We start from the raw sequence: 19,770 nt of genomic DNA, 5'->3' as shown, positions 1-19,770 counted from the left end.
CGACCGGCTAGGTGCTGTGCCCCCGCACGGCCCCGGGCCGGTCTCGATCCGTCGCCCGGCGTCCCGTCCCCCAAGGGCTGCGGTGAACCATGCCCAGGAGGCATTACGAGCATGTTCCACCGACTAGGACATTTCGTCGTCCGTCGCGCCTGGTGGGTGATCGCGGCCTGGGTCGTCGCGATGATCGCCATCGCCGCGTCGGCCCCGAAGATCACCGCCCAGACCGACGAGGCCGCGTTCCTCCCCAAGCACTACGAGTCCATCCAGGCCGCGGTGCTCCAGGAGAAGGCGTTCCCGGCCAGCTTCACGCCGTCCGCGCTCGCGCTCTTCGAGCGCAACGACGGCGCCCCGATGGACGCGTCCGACAAGGACGCCATGGCCAAGATCGTCCAGGGGCTCACCGACAAGAAGATCGAGCACGTCGAGAAGATCATCCCGGCCGGCGAGCAGGGCACGTCCAAGGACGGCAAGTACGCGCTGGCCCCGATCGCGATCGACAAGTCCGTCCAGCAGTCCGACGATTTCGGCGAGACCGCCAAGAAGCTCCGTGAGGAGGGCAAGGCACTCGCCTCCGGGACCAACATCAAGTTCCAGCTCGGCGGCGCCGCCGCCCAGGCGCTGGACCAGAAGGAGTCCTCCGGCGCGGCCGACGCCGTGATCGCGATGGCCACCCTGGTGCTGGTCGTGATCATCGTCGGGATCATCTTCCGCAGCGTCCTCGCCGGGCTGCTGCCGATCGTGGTCTCGCTGATCATCGCCATGCCGGCGGCCAACGGCCTGATCGCCTACGCCACCAAGGCGTTCAACCTGGAGAGCACACCGGTCCTGTCGGCGATCCTGATCGTCGTCGTGCTCGGTGTCGGCACCGACTACTTCCTCTTCCTGGCGTTCCGCTACCGGGAGCGGCTGCGCGCCGGCGACGACCGCAAGGAGGCCGTCGCCAACGCGGTCGGCCGGGTCGGCGAGGCCATCGCCTCCGCGGCCGGCGCGGTCACCGTCGCCTTCGCGGTGCTGATCCTCTCCAGCCTCGGCATGTTCAAGGCGCTCGGCCCGGCCCTGGCCATCGCCGTCGTCGTCACCGCGCTCGCCTCGCTCACCCTGGCCCCGGCCCTGCTCGCCGTCATCCCGGCGCGCGCGGTCTTCTGGCCCGGCAAGAAGTGGATGAACGAGCCGAAGGACGCCCGTTTCCTCGCCCTCGGCCGCATGGTGCAGAAGCGCCCGGCCATGGTCGCGGTGGCCTCCGGCGGCGTGCTGCTGGCCCTCTCGGCAGGCGCCCTCGGCTACAACGGCACCTTCGACCTCGCGGGCAGCTCCATGCCCAAGGACAAGGAGTCGATGGTCGTCCAGGACAAGCTGGTCAACGGCTTCTCGGCCGGCGCCGCCGACCCGAGCCACGTCTACCTGACCGCCAAGGGCGGCGGCAAGCTCGACCAGGCCGTGTTCGACGGCTACGCCACCAAGCTCGGCGGGGTCCCCGGGGTGGCCAGCGCCGCGTCGAAGCCCCAGGTCAGCGAGGACGGCACGACGGCGGACTTCACCGTCCTGCTCAAGAACGAGCCGTCCAGCAACGAGGCGATCGACACCCTCACCGAGCTGCGCGAGGTCGCCCACGCGCAGGCGCCGAGCGGCACCGAGGCCAAGGTCGGCGGTCTGACCGCCGTCTACAAGGACATCAACCTGGCGATGAGCCACGACTACAAGCTGGTGTTCCCGATCGCGGGTCTGCTGATCCTGCTGATCCTCGGGCTCCAGCTGCGCAGCGTGGTCGCGCCGTGGTACCTGATGGCCTCGGTCGGCCTCGGCTTCACCGCCACCCTCGGCTCGTCCACCCTGCTCTTCCAGAACCTCAAGGGCGAGCACGGCATCATGTTCATGCTGCCGATCCTGATCTACCTCTTCGTGGTGGCGATCGGGACGGACTACAACATCCTGATCATCGCCCGCCTGCGCGAGGAGGCCCGCGAGGGCCGCTCCCCGCGCGAGGCGGCCCGGGAGGCGCTGCGCCACGGCGGTCCGACCGTCGCGGCGGCCGGCTTCATCCTGGCGGCGTCGTTCGGGACGTTCATGCTCGCGGGCAACATCTTCATGCTGGAGTTCGGCTTCGCGATGGCCTTCGGCATCATCCTGGCCGCCTTCGTGATGGCGATGTTCTTCACCCCGGCGCTCACCGCGCTGGTCGGCCGGGCGGCCTGGTGGCCCGGCCACGGCGGCGACCCGGGCGGCCACGACGGCCACACCCCGGTGGGCGGCCCGCACGGTGCCCACGGCCTGCCGGAGGCGGCCGGACGGCGCTGACCGGACGGTCACCCGGTGCGTTCGGCGCAGCACGTACGGCGCACACGCACGAAGCACCACGCACGACGCGCGCGGCGTCCGCTCAGGCGGGCGCCGCGTGCGGCGTTCGCGGTCGGCTGCCCCTTTCCCGGGGGCTGCAAACGTGATCTGTCGGGCAGAAAATCCCCGGTCAATCGGGGTGCGGCCGTGCTACAGTCGAACCAGTTGCAGTTTTGGTTCCCATGAACGCTTGTGTGCGCCTGCTGGTCCCAACCAACAGGCGCATTTGTTTTGTCCGGTGTTTCAGTCTCCGGATGGGGATCGCGGCTACACGGGGTCCACGAGGTGTGGGCTCCGATGCCCCAGTTAGAGGAGACGGTTATGGCTACCGGCACCGTGAAGTGGTTCAACAGCGAGAAGGGCTTCGGCTTCATCGAGCAGGAGACCGGCGGCCCGGACGTGTTCGCCCACTACTCGAACATCGTCGCCCAGGGCTTCCGCGAGCTGGTCGAGGGTCAGAAGGTCGAGTTCGACGTGACCCAGGGCCAGAAGGGCCCGCAGGCCGAGAACATCCGCGTCATCTGAGTCCAGCTTCCGAGCTGACTCGCGATCTCGCGTAGCGAGGGCCCGTACCGCACGGTGCGGGCCCTCGTCCATGCCGCCGAACGGCCGGGGCGGCGCACTCCTTTCCCGACGGCCGGGCAGCCCTTTGAACGGGGCTGTTGACCGACGGACGGAGAACCCGTGACCACCCCTGCCCAGCCGCCCCGCGACGGCGGTCGCACCCGCAAGCCCCGCAACGCCGGCGGCAGCAGCCGCACCGGCGGCGCCCCGCGCACCGGCGCGCCCCGCACCGAGGGCGCCCGCGGCGGCGGCCCCCGCGGCGGCAGCGCCCCCCGCACCCCGCGCCGCAACGCGCCCCGCGTCGCCGAGCCCGCCGACTTCACCGTCGTCGAGGGCACCCCGGCCCGGCCCCCGGCGGCGAGCTTCGCCGAGCTGGAGCTGCCCAAGGGCATCCTGAGCGCGCTCACCCGTGAGGGCGTCACCGAGCCGTTCCCGATCCAGGCGGCCACGCTGCCCGACTCGATCGCCGGCCGCGACGTGCTCGGCCGCGGCCGCACCGGCTCCGGCAAGACCCTCGCGTTCGGTCTGCCGGTGCTCGCCCGCACCGCCGGCAAGCGCGCCGACGCCCGCCACCCGCTGGCGCTCGTCCTGACGCCGACCCGCGAGCTGGCCCAGCAGGTGACCGAGGCGCTCACGCCGTACGCCACCGCCGTCAACCTGCGGATCGCCACCGTCGTCGGCGGCATGTCGATCACCCGGCAGGCCAACGCCGTCCGGCGCGGCGCCGAGGTGCTGGTCGCCACCCCCGGCCGGCTGGACGACCTGATCGGCCGCGGTGACGTCAACCTCTCCGACGTCGCGATCACCGTGCTCGACGAGGCCGACCAGATGGCCGACATGGGCTTCCTGCCGCAGGTCACCAAGCTGCTGGAGCAGGTCGCCGAGGGCGGGCAGCGGATGCTGTTCTCCGCCACCCTGGACCGCAACGTCGACCGCCTGGTCAAGCGCTTCCTGACCGACCCGGTCACCCACTCGGTGGACCCCTCGGCCGGCGCCGTGACCACCATGGACCACCACCTGCTCCAGCTGGAGCAGGCCGACAAGGCGTCCGCCGCCGCCCACATCGCCTCCCGCGACGGGCGCGTGATCATGTTCGTGCACACCAAGCACGGCGCCGACCGCCTCGCCAAGCAGCTGCTCGCCACCGGGGTGAAGGCCGCCGCCCTGCACGGCGGCAAGTCCCAGCCGCAGCGCAACCGGGTGCTCGACCAGTTCCGCGACGGCCACGTCACCGCGCTGATCGCCACCAACGTCGCCGCCCGCGGCATCCACATCGACGGCCTCGACCTGGTCGTCAACATCGACCCGCCGATCGACCACAAGGACTACCTGCACCGCGGCGGCCGCACCGCCCGGGCCGGCGAGTCCGGCACCGTGGTCACCCTGGTGCTGCCCGACCAGCGCCGCGAGGTCAACCGGCTGATGACGGTGGCCGGCATCCGCCCGACCACCACCAAGATCCGCCCCGGTGACGCCGAGCTGACCCGGATCACCGGCGCCCGCACCCCCAGCGGCGTCCCGGTCACCCTGGCCGTGCCCGTCCCGGCGGCCGCGCCCGCGGCCGAGGGCAAGTCCTCCTCCGCCCCGCGTCGCCGCCCCGGCAAGCGCTCCGCGCTGCCCGCCGACGTCGACATGAACGGCAACCCGCGCCGTCCGCGGCCCAAGCAGCGCCTCGGCGGCGCCGGCGGCGGCCAGGGCGGCCAGGGCGGCGGCGGGTCCCGCCAGGCCGCCGGCTTCATCGGCCGCTCCTCCGGCCGCGCGAAGCCCGGCAGCGGCGCCAAGTCCGGCTCCAACTACGGCACCGGCCGCCAGCGCCGCCAGGCCGACTGACCGACCCGTCGCGAACGGCCCGGGCACGACGGCCCGGTCACGAACGGCCCGGCTCCCCTCCGCGGGGGAGCCGGGCCGTTCGTCGTCACCCCGTGGGGGTGGAGCGGGGCGGGGCGATGGACGGTACCCGCACCGCCCCGGGGGGAGCGCTTTCCGGACGGATCGCCCGGGCGGCCGGGTCCGGTCCGGCCGCAGCCCGGGGCCGGGCCGGACGCTGGTCCCGGGTGGTTCGTCCACTCCGGGACCGGTACCGCTCCGTGGACGGAGGGTTGGCGGATACCGGACGGCGGCCATTGACGGCCGCCGTGACCCGGCTGAGGCTTTCACGCAACCCGCACAACTGTCGCACCGTCAGAACACTGCTGCGGCAGGAGTGTCGATCCGGCCCACCCGTCTCCGGAAGGACCTTCCGATGCGTCGTACCGCCGCCCTGCTGTCCAGCGCCGCCCTCCTCGGCGCGGCCGCCTCGCTCGCCTCACCGGCCTCCGCCGCCCAGGCCGCCGGGGGCTGTTCCGCCTACGTCGCGGGCTGGAACGCCTACGGCCAGTGTTCCGGCATCGACCCGCTGCAGACCTGGTGGGTCAGCGCCACCTGTGAGTGGTGGAACGCCGACCACACCGCGCGGTTCTCCCGGCCCGCCATCGGCGGCGTGGTCGTCGGCGACGGCGTCGCGGTCGCCTCCTGCAGCGTCAACGACACCGTCCTCTTCCCGCAGGTCGCCTTCGGCGGCAAGCTCCCGCCCCAGCCCGCCGGCCCGGTCGGCCCGATCACCGGCTACCTGGGCAAGTGCGTGGACGTGAAGGGCGCCAGCAGCAACGACCGCACCCCGGTGCAGATCTACGACTGCAACGGCACCAACGCCCAGCAGTGGAAGGTCGCGGTGGACGGCACCATCCGGGCGTTCAACAAGTGCATGGACGTCACCGGCGCCGGCACCGCCAACGGCACCAAGGTCCAGCTGTACACCTGCAACGGCACCGGCGCCCAGCAGTGGCAGGTCCGGGCCGACGGCTCGATCCTCAACCCGGCGTCCGGCCGCTGCCTGGACAACCTCGGCTTCGTCGCCACCAACGGCAACCAGCTCGGCATCTGGGACTGCAACGGCGCCGAGAACCAGGTCTGGCACGTCCCCGCCTGATCCGCACCGCACCCGTCGGTACCGGGGCGGCGCGGGCACCTCCGACCGGAGGCGCCCGCGCCGCCTCCGTGCGTGTCCAGGGGGGTGTCTGACAACCCCTAGGGCGTGGGTGCGGCGGGCTTGCCGAGGACGCCGTGGGCGAGGGCCGTCAGACCGGCGGCGATCCGGTCGGGGGTGAGCCCGCCGTCGCGCTGGTGGCGGAAGAGTTCGGGGGCGAGCGGCGCGAGGAGCTGGTCGGCGAGGGTCTCCGGGTCCGGCAGGCCGGCCTGCCGGGCGAGGTGGGTGACGTGCAGCCGCCAGAACGCGTAGGCGCCGGTCCGGTAGCGGGCGAGGCCGGTCTCCGCGCCGAGCACCAGGTGGATGTGCGCTTCCAGGAGGTCGACCATCGCCCGGTAGAAGGCGGCCAGCCGGTCGGCCGGGGCCGGCCGCGGTTCGCCCGTCCCGCCGCCCGGGCCGAGCGGCGGGGCGCCGCGCAGCAGCTGTTCCTGGAGGGCCCGCTCGTGCTCGTCGAGGAGGGCGCGGGCGATCGACGCGCGGTCCGGGTAGCGGCGGTAGAGGGTGCCGCGGCCGATGCCGGCCGCCCTGGCGATGTCGTCCATGGTGACGGCGGCCGGGTCGCCCGCCGCGAAGAGCCGCTCGGCGGCGGCGAGGACCTTGGCCCGGTTGCGGGCGGCGTCGGCCCGCTCGCGCGGCGGGGGGCCGTCGGCCATCGGGAGTTCCGTCATGGCTTCACCGTAGAACGAAGTGGACACCGAGTCCACTTCGTTCTACGGTGGGTGCCGAGGTAAGCGGACGCCGTGTCCACTTATCGCCGCGGTCCTGCCACACCCGTCTCCGCCTGGGGGTTCACCATGTCCCGACTCCTGCACCTCGACAGCAGCGCGCGCGCCGACTCCTTCACCCGCCGCCTCGGCGGGGCCTTCGCCGGGGCCTGGCTGGCGGGCGGCGGCGAGGTCGTCCACCGCGACCTCGCCGCCGACCCGCTGCCACCGATCCGCGAGGGCTGGACCCGGATCTGCGACACCCTGCTGCGCGAGGGCATCACCGAGATCGACCGCTACTCCGAGGCCGTCCGCACCGGGCAGGAGCAGGAGGCCTGGGCGGTCGTCCGGCCGCTGCTCGACGAACTGGTCGCGGCGGACGCGGTGCTGATCGGCGCGCCGATGTACAACTTCGGCATACCCGCCGCGCTCAAGGCCTGGATCGACCAGGTGACCTTCCCCAAGATGGTCCTCGCGCCCCGCAAGTTCGTGGTCGTCGCCGCCCGCGGCGGCGCCTACGGGCCCGGCACCCCGCGTGAGCCCTACGACCACAACGGCCGCTACCTGCTCGACTTCATCCGCGGCCACTACGCCGTCGAGGACGCCGAGGTCATCGCCGCCGAACTGGTCAACTCGCTGGTCGACCCCGCCCTGGCCGGCCGGGTCGCGCAGCACCGGGAGTCGGCCGCCGACGCCCTCCGGCGCGCGCGGGAACTCGGCGCCGAGCTGGTCGGCCACCGCGTCCCGAGGGAGGGCTGACGCCGTGCCGTGGATCTGGCTGCTGCTGGCGGGAGCGGTGGAGATCGCCTGGGCGCAGTCCATCAAGCCCACCGAAGGGTTCACCCGGCTCCCGCAGACCCTGCTCTGCCTCGTCCTGATGTGCGGCGCGGTCTACCTGCTCTCGCGCGCCCTCCAGGACCTCCCGGTCGGCACCGCGTACGCCGTGTTCACCGGCATCGGCACCGTCGGCGCCGTCCTGACCGGAGTGGTGCTGCGCCACGAGACGCCGTCCCCGGTGGCCCTCGCCGGCCTCGCCCTGATCACCACGGGCCTGGTCACCGTCCACCTCGGGACCGCCGACTGACCTGTCGCGCCGGGTTCACGGGGGCCCGGCGCGGCAGGTCCCGTCCGGGTGCGATGTTGGTGGCGCATAGTCGAATGTACATAACCGACATCGATACGACGGAGGCGCCGGATGTTCGTTACGCAGATCGACATCGACACCGTGCAGCGGCGGATGGCCCTCGGCGGTCGGCATCGCGGTGCCTCGGCCGTCGACCTCATGATCGCGGCGACGGCGGCGCATCACGGGCTCACCGTTCTGCACGCCGACGCCGACTACCGCACCGTGGCCCGGCACGCTCCGGAACTCGGCGAGCACGGCATCCTCGATCACTCCTGATGTCGGCCCCGGCGCCGTCGGGTGGCGCTGCCTCAGGCGGTCAGGGCCGGGGCGGTGCGGAGCTCCGTGCGGGCCGCGTCGTAGCGCGTGAGCAGGAGGCGGGCGACCTCGGGGGCGGCGCCGAGGACGTCGGCGAGGAGGTCGGCGCCGGCGTCGGCGGCGGCTCCGGCGATGCGGTCGGGGAGCCGGCCGGGGGCGAGCAGGTAGGGGGCGACGGCGGTCCGCCGGGCGCCGGCGCGGCGCAGCGCGGCGAGCGCGTCGGGGACGCGGGGGCCGTCGGCGGAGGCGTAGGCGACCTCGACGGCGGCCCAGCCGCGGGTGCGGCGCCATTCGGCGGCGACGGCGCGGGTGGCGGCGTCGGCGGCCGGGTCGGAGGAGCCGGCGGCGGCGAGGACGACACCCGTGCGGGCCCGGACGGCGGCGGAGGCGAGCTCGGGGTCGGCTTCCGCGAGGCGCCGGTCGAGGGCGGCGAGCAGCAGCGGGGACGGGCCGAGGACGTCGGCTGTCGGCAGGCCGGCGCCGGCCGCGCGCAGGGCGGCGGGGATGTCGTGCTTGGCGTGGAAGGCCCGGTTGAGGAGCAGCGGGACGGCCACCGCGGCGGCGCCGAGCCGGGGGACCACCTGCGGGATCCGCGGCGCGCAGTGGTCGAGGTAGGCGGTGGCGACGTCGAGGCCGAGGCGCAGCGCGCGGACGCGGGCGACCAGGTCGGCGACGGTGGCGGCGTGCCGGGGGTCGCGGCTGCCGTGGGCGATCAGCAGCAGGGCGGGGCTGCCCGCCGCCACCGGGGTGGCGGGGGCGGCGGACAGCCGGCCTTCGTACATGCGGTGCGGCCTTACTTGACGGCGGCCAGCAGGCCGCGGTTGCGCAGGACCCGGCGCTCGACCGGGGTGAAGACGAGCAGTTCGATGGCGATGCCGACGAACAGGATGAGGATGATGCCGAGCAGGACGCCGGCCATGTCGGAGAACTCGCGCTGGTTCTCCAGGTACCGGCCGAGGCCGAGGCCCAGGTCGGGGGAGGAGGCGACGAGTTCGGCGGCCATCAGCGAGCGCCAGGAGAACGCCCAGCCCTGCTTGAGGCCGGCCAGGTAGCCGGGGAGCGCGGCGGGGAGCAGGATGTGGCGGGCGCCGTTGAGGCCGGTGGCGCCGAGGGTGCGGCCGGCCCGCAGGAACAGCGGCGGCACCTGGTCGATGCCGGCCACCAGGCCGTTGGCGATGGAGGGCACGGCGCCGAGCAGGATGACGGCGTACATCATCGAGTCGTTGATGCCGAGCCAGATGACGGCGGCCGGCACCCAGGCGACCGAGGGGAGCGACTGGAGGCCGGAGAGGACCGGTCCGAGTGCGGCCCGGACGGGCTTGACCCGGGCGACGACCAGGCCGATCGGGGTGCCGATGGCGACGGCGACGAGGAAGCCGGACAGGCCGCGCCAGACGCTGGTCCAGATGATCGAGAACAGCGTGCCGGCGGACCACAGGTCCTCGGCGGCGCGCCAGACGTCGGCCGGGCTGGGCAGCTTGTAGGAGCTGGTGAGTTCGAGGCTGTACGCGCCCTGCCACAGGGCGAGCACCAGGAGCACGCCGAGCAGCGGCGGCAGCGCCTTCTGCCGCAGCGTGTCGGTGAGGGAGCTGCGCTGGGTGCTGACGGCGTCGAGCGCGTCGAGGCCGGCGCCCACGTCGGCGCTGTCCGCGCCGGGAGCCTTGTCCAGGATGGGCGTGGTGTCAGTGCTGGCCATGGCGGCGGATCTCCCCACGCAGTTCTTCGGTGATCTCGATGGACAGGTCGGCCACGCCGGAGGACTCGATCCGGCGCGGCTGCGGCAGGTCGATCCGCCACTCGCGGGCGACCCGGCCGGGGCGCGAGGAGAGCAGCACCACGCGCTGGGCGAGCCGGACGGCCTCCCGCACGTTGTGGGTGACGAAGAGGACGGAGAGCTTGCGCTCGGCCCAGATCCGGGTGATCTCGTCGTGCAGCACGTCGCGGGTGATGGCGTCGAGGGCGGCGAACGGCTCGTCCATGAGCAGCAGGGAGCTGCCCTGGGCGAGCGCGCGGGCCAGCGCGACGCGCTGGCGCATGCCGCCGGAGAGCTCGTGCACGCGCTTGGCGTAGGAGCCCTGGAGGCGGACGAGTTCGAGCAGCCGCTCGGCCTCGGCCCGGCGCTCGGCCCGGGGGACGCCGGCGAGCTTGAGGGCGAGTTCGATGTTCTTGCCGGCGGTGAGCCAGGGGAAGAGCGCGTGTTCCTGGAACATCAGCGCGGGTCGTCCCCCGGGTACCTCGATGGTGCCCGCGGAGGGCGCGTCGAGACCGGCGACCAGGTTGAGCAGGGTGGACTTGCCGCAGCCCGAGGCGCCGAGCAGCGTGACGAACTCGCCCGGCGCGACGTCGAGGGTGATGTCGTCCAGGACGTGCGTCTGCGCGCCGGGACGGCCGAAGGACTTGTGCACGTGCGAGATCCGGACGGCGGGCGCGCCGTCACGGGTGCCGACGCCTGCGGCGTCGTCCGAGGTGGTCAGTGCCGGGGTCATCCGGGCACCTCCTGCGTGGTGTGGTCATGGGCCCCTCCTGTCCGCCGGCGGACGGGAGGGATGGTGTCGGAGGGAGCCGGGGTCCGGGCCCCGCCCGGGGCCGAGCTCGGGGCACCGAGCGGGCATCGACCGGGCGGGCGGGGGACCGGACCGCGGGGCTTTTGGCGCCGTGGGCGCGCTGCGGGCGCGCCCACGGGTACCGCGGGGCGGTGTTACTTGGTGCCGAGTCCGGCGTCCGCCACGGGGCTCTGCCCCTTCTCCTTGAGCACCTTGTTGAGCGGCGTGAGGTCGTAGATCCCGTTCAGGTTCGGCTTCTTGAGCAGCCCGGCGGTCACCGCGTTGTCGGCCTCGGTCTGCAGGGTGGAGGCCAGCGGGTCGTCCAGGAACTCGATGTCGGCCCAGGCCGGGTCGAGGATGGCCGGCTCCAGGGCGTTGCCGGCCTCCTTCTTGATGGCCTCGTTGGCGATGGCCTTGGCCTTGTCCGGGTTGGCCTTGATGAACGCGTTGGTGGCCACCGAGCCGCGCAGGACGGCCTCGACCACGTCGGCGTGCTCGGCCAGGAACTTCTGCGAGACGATGATGTTGGTGATCACGAACTTCTTGTCCGGCCAGATGTCCTTCTCGTTGAGCAGGACCTTCGCGCCGAGGGTGACCAGCTTGGACGCGGTCGGCTCGGGCACCCAGGCGCCGTCGATCGAGCCCTGCTTGTAGGCGTCCGGGGTGACCTTGTTGTCCGAGCGGACCACGCTGACGTCGCCGGCGCCGGACTGGGCGTCGACCTTGTAGCCCTTGCCGGCCAGGTAGTTGAGGAGCGCCACGTCCTGGGTGTTGCCCAGCTGCGGGGTGGCGATCTTCTTGCCCTTGAGGTCGTCCAGGGTGGCGATCTTGTCCGGGTTGACCACCAGCTTGACACCGCCGGAGGCCGAACCGCCGATGATCTTCAGCGACTTGCCCTCGGACTTGGTGAAGCCGTTGATCGCGGGGGAGGGGCCGATCCAGCCGATGTCGATGGAGCCGGCGTTGAGCGCCTCGATCTCGGCCGGGCCCGCGTTGAAGACCTGGGTCTTGACCTGGGTGGCGCCCAGCTCCTTCTGGAGGATGCCCTCCTGGAGGCCGACCAGCGGGGTGCCGTGGGTGAGGTTGGCGAAGTAGCCGATCTTCACCGTGTCGGCGGAGAGCTTCGCGGCGCTGCCGGAGGCGGAATTCCCGGCTGCGGGGGCGGTGTTGGGCTTGTTGTCGTCGCTCTTCGAGCCGTAGCCGCAGGCGGAGAGCAGCGCCACGGCGGTCAGGCCGGCTATGGCGGCCGCGGCGGAGCGTCTGATCCGGCCGGCGCCGGGATGTGCCGGAGTATGCGGCTCGTCGCCGTGCAGGAGGGTCTGGTTCGGTGCCATGGTGGAAGTCCTTCTCGCGGACGGACCGTCAGGAGGCGGCCTCGGGGCGGACATCGGTCGGAGTCGTGCTTGCGGCATCGTGGATGCCGGGCAAGCCGGGTCGGCTCCGCTGTACCGGCTGTGGGGCGGGACAGCGGCCGGCCCGGTGACAGGGCTGGGGTCAGCCCTGTCTGCCCACACATCGCGTCAGGCCGCCCTGGCCGCTGCCGAGGACGCCGCTGCCGATGCGGCCGCCTTCCTTGTCCATGCCCGAGAACGCCTCGCTGGGCATCAGACCCAGTCCTCCTCGTCCGGTGTGCCGGGAGCGTCGGTGGTGCGTACGGTGTCGAAGGCCTCGCCCGCCATGCCGGCGGTGAGGGTGGTGCCGTCGGACGGGTCGATCAGCAGGAACGAGCCGGTCCGGCGGTTGTCCGAGTAGCCGTCGAGGGCCAGCGGCTCGGCGGTGCGGAGCACCACGTGGCCGATGTCGTTGACGTTCAGCCCCTCGGCGCCGGAGCCCTGTCCGAGCTTTCCGTCGCGGATCGGCGCGGTGATGTCGATCCGGTAGGAGATCTCCTTGACCAGCGCGCGTACCGTGCGGGTGGTGTGCTTGAGCAGCACCTTGTCGCCGGCCCGCAGCGGGCGCTCGCTGAGGTGGCTGACGGTGGCCTCGATGTCCTTGGTGGGGACGGGGGCCGGGCCGGCCGCGATCAGGTCGCCGCGCGAGATGTCGATGTCGTCGGCGAGCCGGACGGTCACCGACTGGGGTGCCCAGGCGAGGTCGGACGCGCGGCCGAGCACGTCGATGCCCGCGACGGTGGTGGTGTGGCCCGAGGGCAGCACCACCACCGGGTCGCCCACCCGCAGCACGCCGGAGGCCAACTGCCCCGCGTAGCCGCGGTAGTCGGGGTGCTCCTCGGTCTGCGGGCGGATCACGTACTGGACCGGGAAGCGGGCCGGCTCGACGCTCGGGTCGCTGCCGACCGGGACGGTCTCCAGGTGCTCCAGCAGGGTCGGGCCGCCGTACCAGTCCATGTGCGCGGACGGCTCGACGACGTTGTCCCCGGCCAGGGCGGAGATCGGGACGGCCACCACGTCCTTGACGCCGAGCGAGGCGGCGTACGCGGTGAACTCCTCGGCGATGGCGGCGAACACGGGCTCCGCGTAGTCGACCAGGTCCATCTTGTTGACGGCCAGCACGACGTGCGGCACGCGCAGCAGCGCGGCGACGGCGGCGTGCCGGCGGGTCTGCTCGACCACGCCGTTGCGGGCGTCGACCAGGACGACGGCGAGCTCCGCGGTGGAGGCGCCGGTCACCATGTTCCGGGTGTACTGCACGTGCCCCGGGGTGTCGGCGAGGATGAACCGCCGCCGGGGGGTGGCGAAGTAGCGGTACGCGACGTCGATGGTGATGCCCTGCTCGCGCTCGGCGCGCAGGCCGTCGGTGAGCAGCGCCAGGTCGGGCGCCTCCTGGCCGCGGCTGCGGGAGGCGTGCTCGACGGCCTCCAGCTGGTCGGCCAGCACCGACTTGGAGTCGTGCAGCAGACGGCCCACCAGGGTGGACTTGCCGTCGTCGACGGAGCCGGCGGTGGCGAAGCGCAGCAGCGAGGTGGCGGTGCCGGTCCGGGTCGTGCCGGTCTGGGTGGTGCTCATTAGAAGTATCCCTCGCGCTTGCGGTCTTCCATCGCGGCCTCGGAGAGCTTGTCGTCGGCGCGGGTGGCGCCGCGCTCGGTGAGGCGGCTGGCGGCGATCTCGGCGATGACGGCCTGGATGTCGGTGGCGTCGGAGTCGACGGCGCCGGTGCAGGACATGTCACCGACCGTCCGGTAGCGGATCAGCCGCCGCTCGACCGGCTCGTTCTCCTTGGGGCCGCCCCACTCGCCGGCGGTCAGCCACATGCCGCTGCGGGCGAAGACGTCGCGCTCGTGGGCGTAGTAGATCTCCGGGAGCTCGATGGACTCGCGCTCGATGTACTGCCAGACGTCCAGCTCGGTCCAGTTGGAGAGGGGGAAGACGCGGACGTGCTCGCCGACCGCGTGCCGGCCGTTGTAGAGCGACCACAGCTCGGGGCGCTGGCGGCGCGGGTCCCAGGCGCCGAACTCGTCGCGCAGCGAGAAGACGCGCTCCTTGGCGCGGGCCTTCTCCTCGTCGCGGCGGCCGCCGCCGAAGACGGCGTCGAAGCGGCCGGTCTCGATGGCGTCCAGCAGCGGGACGGTCTGCAGCGGGTTGCGGGTGCCGTCGGGGCGCTCGCGCAGCCGGCCGTCGTCGATGAAGTCCTGGACGTGGGCGACGTGCAGGCGCAGGTTGTGCTCGGCCACCACGCGGTCCCGGTAGGCGATGACCTCGGGGAAGTTGTGGCCGGTGTCGACGTGCAGCAGTGAGAACGGGACGGCGGCCGGCCAGAAGGCCTTGAGCGCCAGGTGCAGCATGACGATGGAGTCCTTGCCGCCCGAGAAGAGGATCACCGGGCGTTCGAACTCCCCCGCGACCTCGCGGAAGATGTGCACCGACTCGGCCTCCAGCGCGTCCAGGTGGGACAGCGCGAAGGGGGAGTCGTCGGTGCGGAGCGGGCTGTCGGTCGCGGTGGTCATGCGAGGCCCCTCTCGGTCAGGAAGGCGTGCAGCTCGGCAGCGGACTCCGCCACCGCGCGGCCCTGCGTCTGCAGGCGCAGCTCCGGATGTTCCGGGGCCTCGTACGGGTCGTCAACCCCTGTCAGGCCCGAGATCTCGCCGGCGGCCTGCTTGGCGTACAGCCCCTTGACGTCGCGCTCGGCGCAGAGCTCGACCGGGGTGGCGACGTGGATCTCCAGGAACGCGGTGCCGTTCGCGGCGTGCCGCTCGCGGACCGCGGCGCGGGAGTCGGCGAACGGCGCGATCACCGGGGCGAGCACCTTGACGCCGTTGGCGGCGAGCTTCTCGGCGACGAAGCCGATCCGGGTGACGTTGGTGTGCCGGTCCTCGCGGCTGAACCCGAGGCCCTTGGAGAGGAACTCGCGGATCTCGTCGCCGTCCAGGACCTCGACCCGGTGGCCCTCGGCGCGCAGCCGCTCGGCCAGGGCGAAGGCGAGCGTGGTCTTGCCCGCGCTCGGCAGCCCGGTCAGCCACACCGTGGCGCCGCGCTCGCAGGTGGCGGCCGCACGGGCCGCCTCTGCGGCTCCGTCGGCGGCCGGGGTGTGGACTGTGCTCACGGTGACTTCTCCAGACGGGATGGGGTGTCGACGGTCGATCATGTGCTGCGGGGCGGCGTTGGGGAAGCCCCCAGGGAAGCCCCTAGACGGCTCAGAGGTGAATGCCGCACTCGGTCTTGCCGGAGCCGGACCAGCGGCCGGCGCGGGCGTCCTCGCCCTCGCCCGGCTTGCGGGTGCAGGAGAGCGGCGAACAGCCGATCGACGTGTAGCCCTCCCACAGCAGCGGGTTGAGCAGCACGCCGTTGGCGTTCACGTAGGCGTCCACGTCGTCCTGCGTCCAGCGGGCGATCGGGGCGATCTTGACCTTGCGGCGCTTGGCGTCCCAGGAGACCACCGGGGTGCCGGCCCGGGTCGGCGACTCGTCGCGGCGCAGCCCGGTGGCCCAGGCGTCGTAGCCGCCGAGGCCGCGGTTGAGCGGCTCGACCTTCCGCAGCGAGCAGCACAGGTCCGGGTCGCGGTCGTGCAGCCGCGGCCCGTACTCGGCGTCCTGCTCGGCCACGGTCAGCTTCGGGGTGAGCGTGATGACGTTGACCGGCATCACCGCCTGCACCGCGTCCCGGGTCCCGATGGTCTCCGGGAAGTGGTAGCCGGTGTCCAGGAAGACCACGTCCACGCCGGGGAGGACCGAGGAGGCGAGGTGGGCGACGACCGCGTCCTCCATGGAGGACGTGACGCAGAACCGCTTGCCGAAGGTGTCGGCCGCCCAGCGCAGGATCTCCTGCGGGGTGGCCTCCTCCAGCTCCCGGCCGGCCCTCTCGGCCCGCTCCCGGTGGTCGTCAGTGGTCGCGGTGGTCATGCGGCGTGCTCCCCCCACTGGTCCGACCCGCGTCGGCCCGGCCCCCGTTGGCGGGGGAGAGCAGACCGAGGAACTTCAACTGGAACGCCCGGCGGCAGCCGTGGCACTCCCAGGCGCCGTGCCCGGCCTCGGAGGGCCGCAGGTCCTCGTCGCCGCAGTACGGGCAGAAGAACGGTGCCGCGCGCTCGCTCACGAGAGCTGCTCCTCGCCGGCCCGGGCGGCCCACTGCGCGAACCGCTCGCCCTCGGCGCGGTCGGCCCGGTACCTGGTCAGGACGCGCTCGACGTAGTCGGGCAGGCCCTCCTTGGTGACCTTGAGGCCGCGGACCTTGCGGCCGAAACCGGCCTCCAGCCCGAGCGCGCCGCCCAGGTGGACCTGGTAGCCCTCGACCTGGTTGCCCTGCTCGTCCGTCACCAGCTGGCCCTTGAGGCCGATGTCGGCGACCTGGATGCGGGCGCAGGCGTTCGGGCAGCCGTTGATGTTGATGGTCAGCGGCTCCTCGAAGTCGGGGAGGCGCTTCTCCAGCTCGTCGATGAGCGTGCGGCCGCGCTCCTTGGTCTCGACGATGGCGAGCTTGCAGTACTCGATGCCGGTGCAGGCCATGGTGCCGCGGCGGAACGGGGAGGGGGTGACCCGCAGGTCCAGCGCCTCCAGGCCGGCCACCAGCGACTCGACCCGGTCCTCGGTGATGTCGAGGACGATCATCTTCTGCTCGGCGGTGGTGCGCAGCCGGTCGCTGCCGTGGGCCTCGGCGAGGTCGGCGATCTCGCCGAGCAGCTTGCCGTCGACCCGGCCGACGCGCGGCGCGAAGCCGACGTAGTAGCGGCCGTCCTTCTGCCGGTGCACGCCGACGTGGTCGCGCCAGCGGCCGCTGGGCTCCTCCGGCGCGGGGCCGTCGACCAGCTGGTACTTGAGGTACTCGTCCTCCAGCACCCGGCGGAACTTCTCCACGCCCCAGTCAGCGACCAGGAACTTCAGCCGGGCGCGGTTGCGCAGCCGGCGGTAGCCGTAGTCGCGGAAGATGCCGATGACGCCGCCGTAGACGTCGGCGACCTCGTCCAGCGGGACCCACGCGCCGAGCCGGACGCCGAGCTTGGGGTTGGTGGAGAGGCCGCCGCCGACCCAGAGGTCGAAGCCGGGGCCGTGCTCGGGGTGGACGACGCCGACGAAGGCGATGTCGTTGATCTCGTGCGCGACGTCCAGCAGCGGCGAGCCGGAGACGGCGGACTTGAACTTGCGCGGCAGGTTGGAGAAGTCCTTGTTGCCGATGAACCGGCGCTGGATCTCGTCGATGGCGGGGGTGCCGTCGATGATCTCGTCCTCGGCGATGCCGGCCACCGGGGAGCCGAGGATGACGCGCGGGGTGTCGCCGCAGGCCTCGGTGGTGGAGAGGCCGACGGCCTCCAGCTTCTGCCAGATGGAGGGGACGTCCTCGATCCGGATCCAGTGGTACTGGACGTTCTGCCGGTCGGTCAGGTCGGCGGTGTTGCGGCCGTACTCCTGCGAGACCTCGGCGATGGCGCGGAGCTGGGCGACGGTCAGCCGGCCGCCGTCGATGCGGACGCGGAGCATGAAGTACTCGGCGTCGAGCTCGTGCGGGTCCAGGATCGCGGTCTTGCCGCCGTCGATGCCCTCCTTGCGCTGGGTGTAGAGGCCCCACCAGCGCATCCGGCCGCGGAGGTCGGCCGGGTCGATCGAGTCGAAGCCCCGGTGCGCGTAGATCGTCTCAATACGTGTCCGCACATTGAGACCGTCGTCGTCCTTCTTGAACTGCTCGTTGGCGTTCAGAGGAGTGAAGTGGCCCATGCCCCACTGGCCCTCACCGCGGTGACGGGTCACCTTGCGAGGCGCGGCGGGGCGTCGCGCGGGGGCGGCGTCGGCCGTGGGCTCGGCAGTCTCGGGAGTGGTGGCCATGGTGAAGTCCTTCGGGGCAGGTGGCTCTGACGCCGGATGGATCGCGGGGCGTGCGCGGCGGTTCGGTGCTGCTGTGACCTGCGGGTTTCTCAAGGCCTGCGAAGCAGTGACCGGTGACCGGGCGGGCGCCTGCGCATCCGCTTCGGCGGGGATGGCGAAGTGATGGCGCCGGGTGCGGTGGGTGGCGGCGGGGTGGGGCTCAGGTCACCGGACAGATGGCGCTGGACACGCGAAGGAGATCGACGTGAAGTCGACCTACTAGGGTGGTTCCGGCGCTCGGCATGGCAAGAGATTCGCACGGAGCACGACTCGCGGTCCACTAACGTCCGTATTCTGGACCTGAAGGTTTCGAATACCGAGATGTCGGAGCGTTCCCGCCGCTCCCCGGTTCCGGGCCCCGCGGAGGATCGCCGACGGATGGTCGGCATGTGGTCGGCATGTGGTCGGCGGACCGCCGACGGGTGGCCGGCCGGTGTCCGCCGCGCGGCAGCCGGGTGGCCGCCGGGCCGGGCGGAGACCCGGACGACCGCCCGAACCGTCGCCCCGTGCCATGGCAGATCAGCGGACCGGTCACGGCCCGATACCGTTAGCCCTGTGCAAGCAGCAGGCGAAACGACCAGACCGAACCCCGAGCGGCCCTCCCGTCGTCGGGGCAAGGGATCCCGGCGGGCGGCCAGGCAGGTCACTTGGCGGACCACCGCCTGGGCCCTGGTCAAGGACACCACCAACACCTGCGTCGAGTACCGGGTCACCGGACTCGCGGCGGAGGCGGCGTTCTTCACCCTCCTCTCCATCCCACCGCTGCTGCTCTGCCTCGCCGGCACCCTCGGCTACCTCGACGACTTCCTCGGCGCCGGCACCATCGACAACCTCAAGGCCGACATCATCAAGGCCGCCGGGACGGTCCTCTCCGACTCCTCGATCACCACGGTCGTGCAGCCGCTGCTGGGCCAGGTCTTCGACCAGACCAGGCCCGACCTGATCTCGATCGGCTTCCTGCTCTCGCTCTGGTCCGGATCCCGGGCGCTCTACATCTTCATCGACACCATCACCGTGATGTACGGGCTCGACGGCAAGCGGGGCATCGTCAAGACCCGCCTGATGTCGCTCGGCCTCTACCTCGGCGCGCTGACGATCGGCTCGCTGGTGCTGCCGCTGCTGATGGCCGGGCCCGGCCTGGTGATGAACGCCGTCCCGGAGATCGCCGGGCTGGTCAACGCCGCCTACTGGCCGTTCGCCATCCTGCTGCTGATCGTCTCGCTGACCACCCTGTACCACCTCGCCGTGCCGGTCTCCACGCCCTGGCGCGAGGACATCCCCGGCGCGCTGGTCGCGCTGGTGGTGCTGGTCTTCTGCAGCGTCGCGCTCCGGCTCTACCTGGTCAGCTCCATCGAGGGCCACTCGGTGTACGGCTCGCTGGCCGCGCCGGTCGCGGTGCTGCTCTGGATCTTCGTGGTGGCGCTCGCGGTGCTCATCGGCGCCGCCATGAACGCCGCCATAGACCGCCGCTGGCCCACCCTGGAGACCGCCGACGCCCGCGCCGAGAACGAGCGCGCCCACGAGGAGGCCGCGGCGGCCGTGGTCCGCGAGGTGGCCGCCCGCCGCGCCGTCGAGCGGGCCCGCCGGGCGCGCGAGCTGGGCCTCGCCGAGGGCGGCGAGGAGGAGCACTGGGAGGACGAGGGTGAGGACGGCGACGTCCCCTCGGAGTACCCCGAGCGGTGGGCCGACGTGCTGGCGGCCGACAACGTCCGGGGCCGGATCACCGCGCGCGGCGGCGGCCCGCACCACCGCCCCGCCCCGCCCCCGCCGGACAGCGACCGGCCGGTCGCCCCGCCGCCGGAGTACCCGGTCCCCGGCCACCCGCCCCGCCCGCCGTGGGACCGGCGCTGAGGCGGGGCCGTCCCCGCGCCGGGGCCGGCCCCGGCCGGTCCGCAGGTGAAAAACCGGTT

At 72.7% G+C, this 19,770-nt stretch carries 20 protein-coding genes; 8 read left to right on the top strand and 12 right to left on the bottom strand.

Annotated features, from left to right (window positions below):
- Positions 1-111: 111 nt before the first annotated feature.
- The 4 genes from AC067J_RS00655 to AC067J_RS00640 all read left to right on the top strand — a co-directional run bounded on the left by AC067J_RS00655 (position 112) and on the right by AC067J_RS00640 (position 5,866).
- Positions 112-2,295, top strand: a complete 2,184-nt coding sequence (locus AC067J_RS00655) for an MMPL family transporter (protein ID WP_478295768.1) — start codon at positions 112-114, stop codon at positions 2,293-2,295.
- 360 nt (positions 2,296-2,655) lie between these two features.
- Positions 2,656-2,859 carry a cold-shock protein gene (locus AC067J_RS00650; protein ID WP_327676217.1) on the top strand — a complete coding sequence of 68 codons (204 nt, stop codon included), beginning with the start codon at positions 2,656-2,658 and terminating at the stop codon, positions 2,857-2,859.
- A 159-nt stretch (positions 2,860-3,018) separates the two neighbouring features.
- Positions 3,019-4,728 (top strand): DEAD/DEAH box helicase, encoded by a 1,710-nt coding sequence (locus AC067J_RS00645; RefSeq protein ID WP_478295766.1) that lies wholly within the window; start codon positions 3,019-3,021, stop codon positions 4,726-4,728.
- Between the two features lie 412 nt (positions 4,729-5,140).
- Complete coding sequence (locus AC067J_RS00640; RefSeq protein WP_478295765.1) at positions 5,141-5,866, top strand: ricin-type beta-trefoil lectin domain protein; 726 nt, start codon at positions 5,141-5,143, stop codon at positions 5,864-5,866.
- 98 nt (positions 5,867-5,964) lie between these two features.
- Here AC067J_RS00640 and AC067J_RS00635 read toward each other — a convergent pair whose 3' ends face one another.
- The gene (locus tag AC067J_RS00635; protein ID WP_478295764.1) at positions 5,965-6,591 is read right to left on the bottom strand and encodes a TetR/AcrR family transcriptional regulator; all 627 of its coding nucleotides are present in this window, start codon (positions 6,589-6,591) and stop codon (positions 5,965-5,967) included.
- Between the two features lie 126 nt (positions 6,592-6,717).
- On the opposite strand from AC067J_RS00635, the gene AC067J_RS00630 reads away from it, so the two are divergent.
- The 3 genes from AC067J_RS00630 to AC067J_RS00620 all read left to right on the top strand — a co-directional run bounded on the left by AC067J_RS00630 (position 6,718) and on the right by AC067J_RS00620 (position 8,029).
- Positions 6,718-7,386 carry an FMN-dependent NADH-azoreductase gene (locus AC067J_RS00630; protein WP_478295763.1) on the top strand — a complete coding sequence of 223 codons (669 nt, stop codon included), beginning with the start codon at positions 6,718-6,720 and terminating at the stop codon, positions 7,384-7,386.
- A 4-nt stretch (positions 7,387-7,390) separates the two neighbouring features.
- Positions 7,391-7,711, top strand: a complete 321-nt coding sequence (locus AC067J_RS00625) for a DMT family transporter (RefSeq protein WP_478295761.1) — start codon at positions 7,391-7,393, stop codon at positions 7,709-7,711.
- 111 nt (positions 7,712-7,822) lie between these two features.
- Positions 7,823-8,029 carry a PIN domain-containing protein gene (locus AC067J_RS00620; RefSeq protein ID WP_478295760.1) on the top strand — a complete coding sequence of 69 codons (207 nt, stop codon included), beginning with the start codon at positions 7,823-7,825 and terminating at the stop codon, positions 8,027-8,029.
- Between the two features lie 32 nt (positions 8,030-8,061).
- On the opposite strand, the gene AC067J_RS00615 is transcribed toward AC067J_RS00620, so the two are convergent.
- From AC067J_RS00615 to AC067J_RS00565, 11 genes are all read right to left on the bottom strand, one after another.
- On the bottom strand, positions 8,062-8,850 hold the full coding sequence (locus AC067J_RS00615; RefSeq protein WP_478295759.1) for a sirohydrochlorin chelatase: 789 nt from the start codon (positions 8,848-8,850) through the stop codon (positions 8,062-8,064).
- Positions 8,851-8,861: 11 nt separating this feature from the next.
- Complete coding sequence (locus AC067J_RS00610; RefSeq protein ID WP_478295758.1) at positions 8,862-9,764, bottom strand: ABC transporter permease; 903 nt, start codon at positions 9,762-9,764, stop codon at positions 8,862-8,864.
- A complete protein-coding gene (locus AC067J_RS00605; protein WP_478295757.1) occupies positions 9,751-10,554 on the bottom strand; it encodes an ABC transporter ATP-binding protein in 804 nt (267 codons plus the stop codon). The genes AC067J_RS00610 and AC067J_RS00605 overlap by 14 nt, the downstream gene beginning before the upstream one ends.
- A 212-nt stretch (positions 10,555-10,766) precedes the next feature.
- Positions 10,767-11,945 (bottom strand): aliphatic sulfonate ABC transporter substrate-binding protein, encoded by a 1,179-nt coding sequence (locus AC067J_RS00600; protein WP_478295756.1) that lies wholly within the window; start codon positions 11,943-11,945, stop codon positions 10,767-10,769.
- A gap of 270 nt (positions 11,946-12,215) precedes the next feature.
- Complete coding sequence (locus AC067J_RS00595; protein WP_478295755.1) at positions 12,216-13,577, bottom strand: sulfate adenylyltransferase subunit 1; 1,362 nt, start codon at positions 13,575-13,577, stop codon at positions 12,216-12,218.
- Entirely contained in the window at positions 13,577-14,515 is a 939-nt protein-coding gene (gene cysD, locus AC067J_RS00590) for a sulfate adenylyltransferase subunit CysD (protein ID WP_478295754.1), read from the bottom strand. The genes AC067J_RS00595 and cysD overlap by 1 nt, the downstream gene beginning before the upstream one ends.
- The gene (gene cysC / locus AC067J_RS00585; RefSeq protein WP_478295753.1) at positions 14,512-15,111 is read right to left on the bottom strand and encodes an adenylyl-sulfate kinase; all 600 of its coding nucleotides are present in this window, start codon (positions 15,109-15,111) and stop codon (positions 14,512-14,514) included. The genes cysD and cysC overlap by 4 nt, the downstream gene beginning before the upstream one ends.
- Positions 15,112-15,202: 91 nt before the next feature.
- Positions 15,203-15,907 (bottom strand): phosphoadenylyl-sulfate reductase, encoded by a 705-nt coding sequence (locus AC067J_RS00580; RefSeq protein WP_478295752.1) that lies wholly within the window; start codon positions 15,905-15,907, stop codon positions 15,203-15,205.
- Positions 15,888-16,100, bottom strand: coding sequence for a hypothetical protein (locus tag AC067J_RS00575; RefSeq protein WP_478295751.1), 213 nt, complete (start codon positions 16,098-16,100; stop codon positions 15,888-15,890). The genes AC067J_RS00580 and AC067J_RS00575 overlap by 20 nt, the downstream gene beginning before the upstream one ends.
- Positions 16,097-17,821 carry a nitrite/sulfite reductase gene (locus AC067J_RS00570; RefSeq protein WP_478295750.1) on the bottom strand — a complete coding sequence of 575 codons (1,725 nt, stop codon included), beginning with the start codon at positions 17,819-17,821 and terminating at the stop codon, positions 16,097-16,099. The genes AC067J_RS00575 and AC067J_RS00570 overlap by 4 nt, the downstream gene beginning before the upstream one ends.
- 199 nt (positions 17,822-18,020) lie before the next feature.
- Positions 18,021-18,104 carry a putative leader peptide gene (locus tag AC067J_RS00565; RefSeq protein ID WP_310593185.1) on the bottom strand — a complete coding sequence of 28 codons (84 nt, stop codon included), beginning with the start codon at positions 18,102-18,104 and terminating at the stop codon, positions 18,021-18,023.
- Between the two features lie 311 nt (positions 18,105-18,415).
- On the opposite strand from AC067J_RS00565, the gene AC067J_RS00560 reads away from it, so the two are divergent.
- Positions 18,416-19,711, top strand: coding sequence for a YihY/virulence factor BrkB family protein (locus AC067J_RS00560; RefSeq protein WP_478295749.1), 1,296 nt, complete (start codon positions 18,416-18,418; stop codon positions 19,709-19,711).
- Positions 19,712-19,770: the final 59 nt, after the last annotated feature.

It is taken from the genome of Kitasatospora sp. NPDC042419, assembly GCF_056437345.1.
The sequence above is the reverse complement of the archived record's forward strand: the minus strand, read 5'-3'. Positions and strand labels throughout refer to the sequence as shown.

Excerpts from the sequence above, each read along its gene's own strand:
- AC067J_RS00580 (WP_478295752.1), bottom strand. The coding sequence starts at position 15,907 with ATGACCACCGCGACCACTGACGACCACCGGGAGCGGGCCGAGAGGGCC.
- AC067J_RS00615 (WP_478295759.1), bottom strand. The coding sequence starts at position 8,850 with ATGTACGAAGGCCGGCTGTCCGCCGCCCCCGCCACCCCGGTGGCGGCG.
- AC067J_RS00605 (WP_478295757.1), bottom strand. The coding sequence starts at position 10,554 with ATGACCCCGGCACTGACCACCTCGGACGACGCCGCAGGCGTCGGCACC.
- AC067J_RS00600 (WP_478295756.1), bottom strand. The coding sequence starts at position 11,945 with ATGGCACCGAACCAGACCCTCCTGCACGGCGACGAGCCGCATACTCCG.
- cysD (WP_478295754.1), bottom strand. The coding sequence starts at position 14,515 with ATGACCACCGCGACCGACAGCCCGCTCCGCACCGACGACTCCCCCTTC.
- AC067J_RS00610 (WP_478295758.1), bottom strand. The coding sequence starts at position 9,764 with ATGGCCAGCACTGACACCACGCCCATCCTGGACAAGGCTCCCGGCGCG.
- AC067J_RS00570 (WP_478295750.1), bottom strand. The coding sequence starts at position 17,821 with ATGGCCACCACTCCCGAGACTGCCGAGCCCACGGCCGACGCCGCCCCC.
- AC067J_RS00595 (WP_478295755.1), bottom strand. The coding sequence starts at position 13,577 with ATGAGCACCACCCAGACCGGCACGACCCGGACCGGCACCGCCACCTCG.
- AC067J_RS00655 (WP_478295768.1), top strand. The coding sequence starts at position 112 with ATGTTCCACCGACTAGGACATTTCGTCGTCCGTCGCGCCTGGTGGGTG.
- AC067J_RS00650 (WP_327676217.1), top strand. The coding sequence starts at position 2,656 with ATGGCTACCGGCACCGTGAAGTGGTTCAACAGCGAGAAGGGCTTCGGC.
- AC067J_RS00620 (WP_478295760.1), top strand. The coding sequence starts at position 7,823 with ATGTTCGTTACGCAGATCGACATCGACACCGTGCAGCGGCGGATGGCC.
- AC067J_RS00630 (WP_478295763.1), top strand. The coding sequence starts at position 6,718 with ATGTCCCGACTCCTGCACCTCGACAGCAGCGCGCGCGCCGACTCCTTC.
- AC067J_RS00640 (WP_478295765.1), top strand. The coding sequence starts at position 5,141 with ATGCGTCGTACCGCCGCCCTGCTGTCCAGCGCCGCCCTCCTCGGCGCG.
- AC067J_RS00565 (WP_310593185.1), bottom strand. The coding sequence starts at position 18,104 with ATGCCGAGCGCCGGAACCACCCTAGTAGGTCGACTTCACGTCGATCTC.
- AC067J_RS00635 (WP_478295764.1), bottom strand. The coding sequence starts at position 6,591 with ATGACGGAACTCCCGATGGCCGACGGCCCCCCGCCGCGCGAGCGGGCC.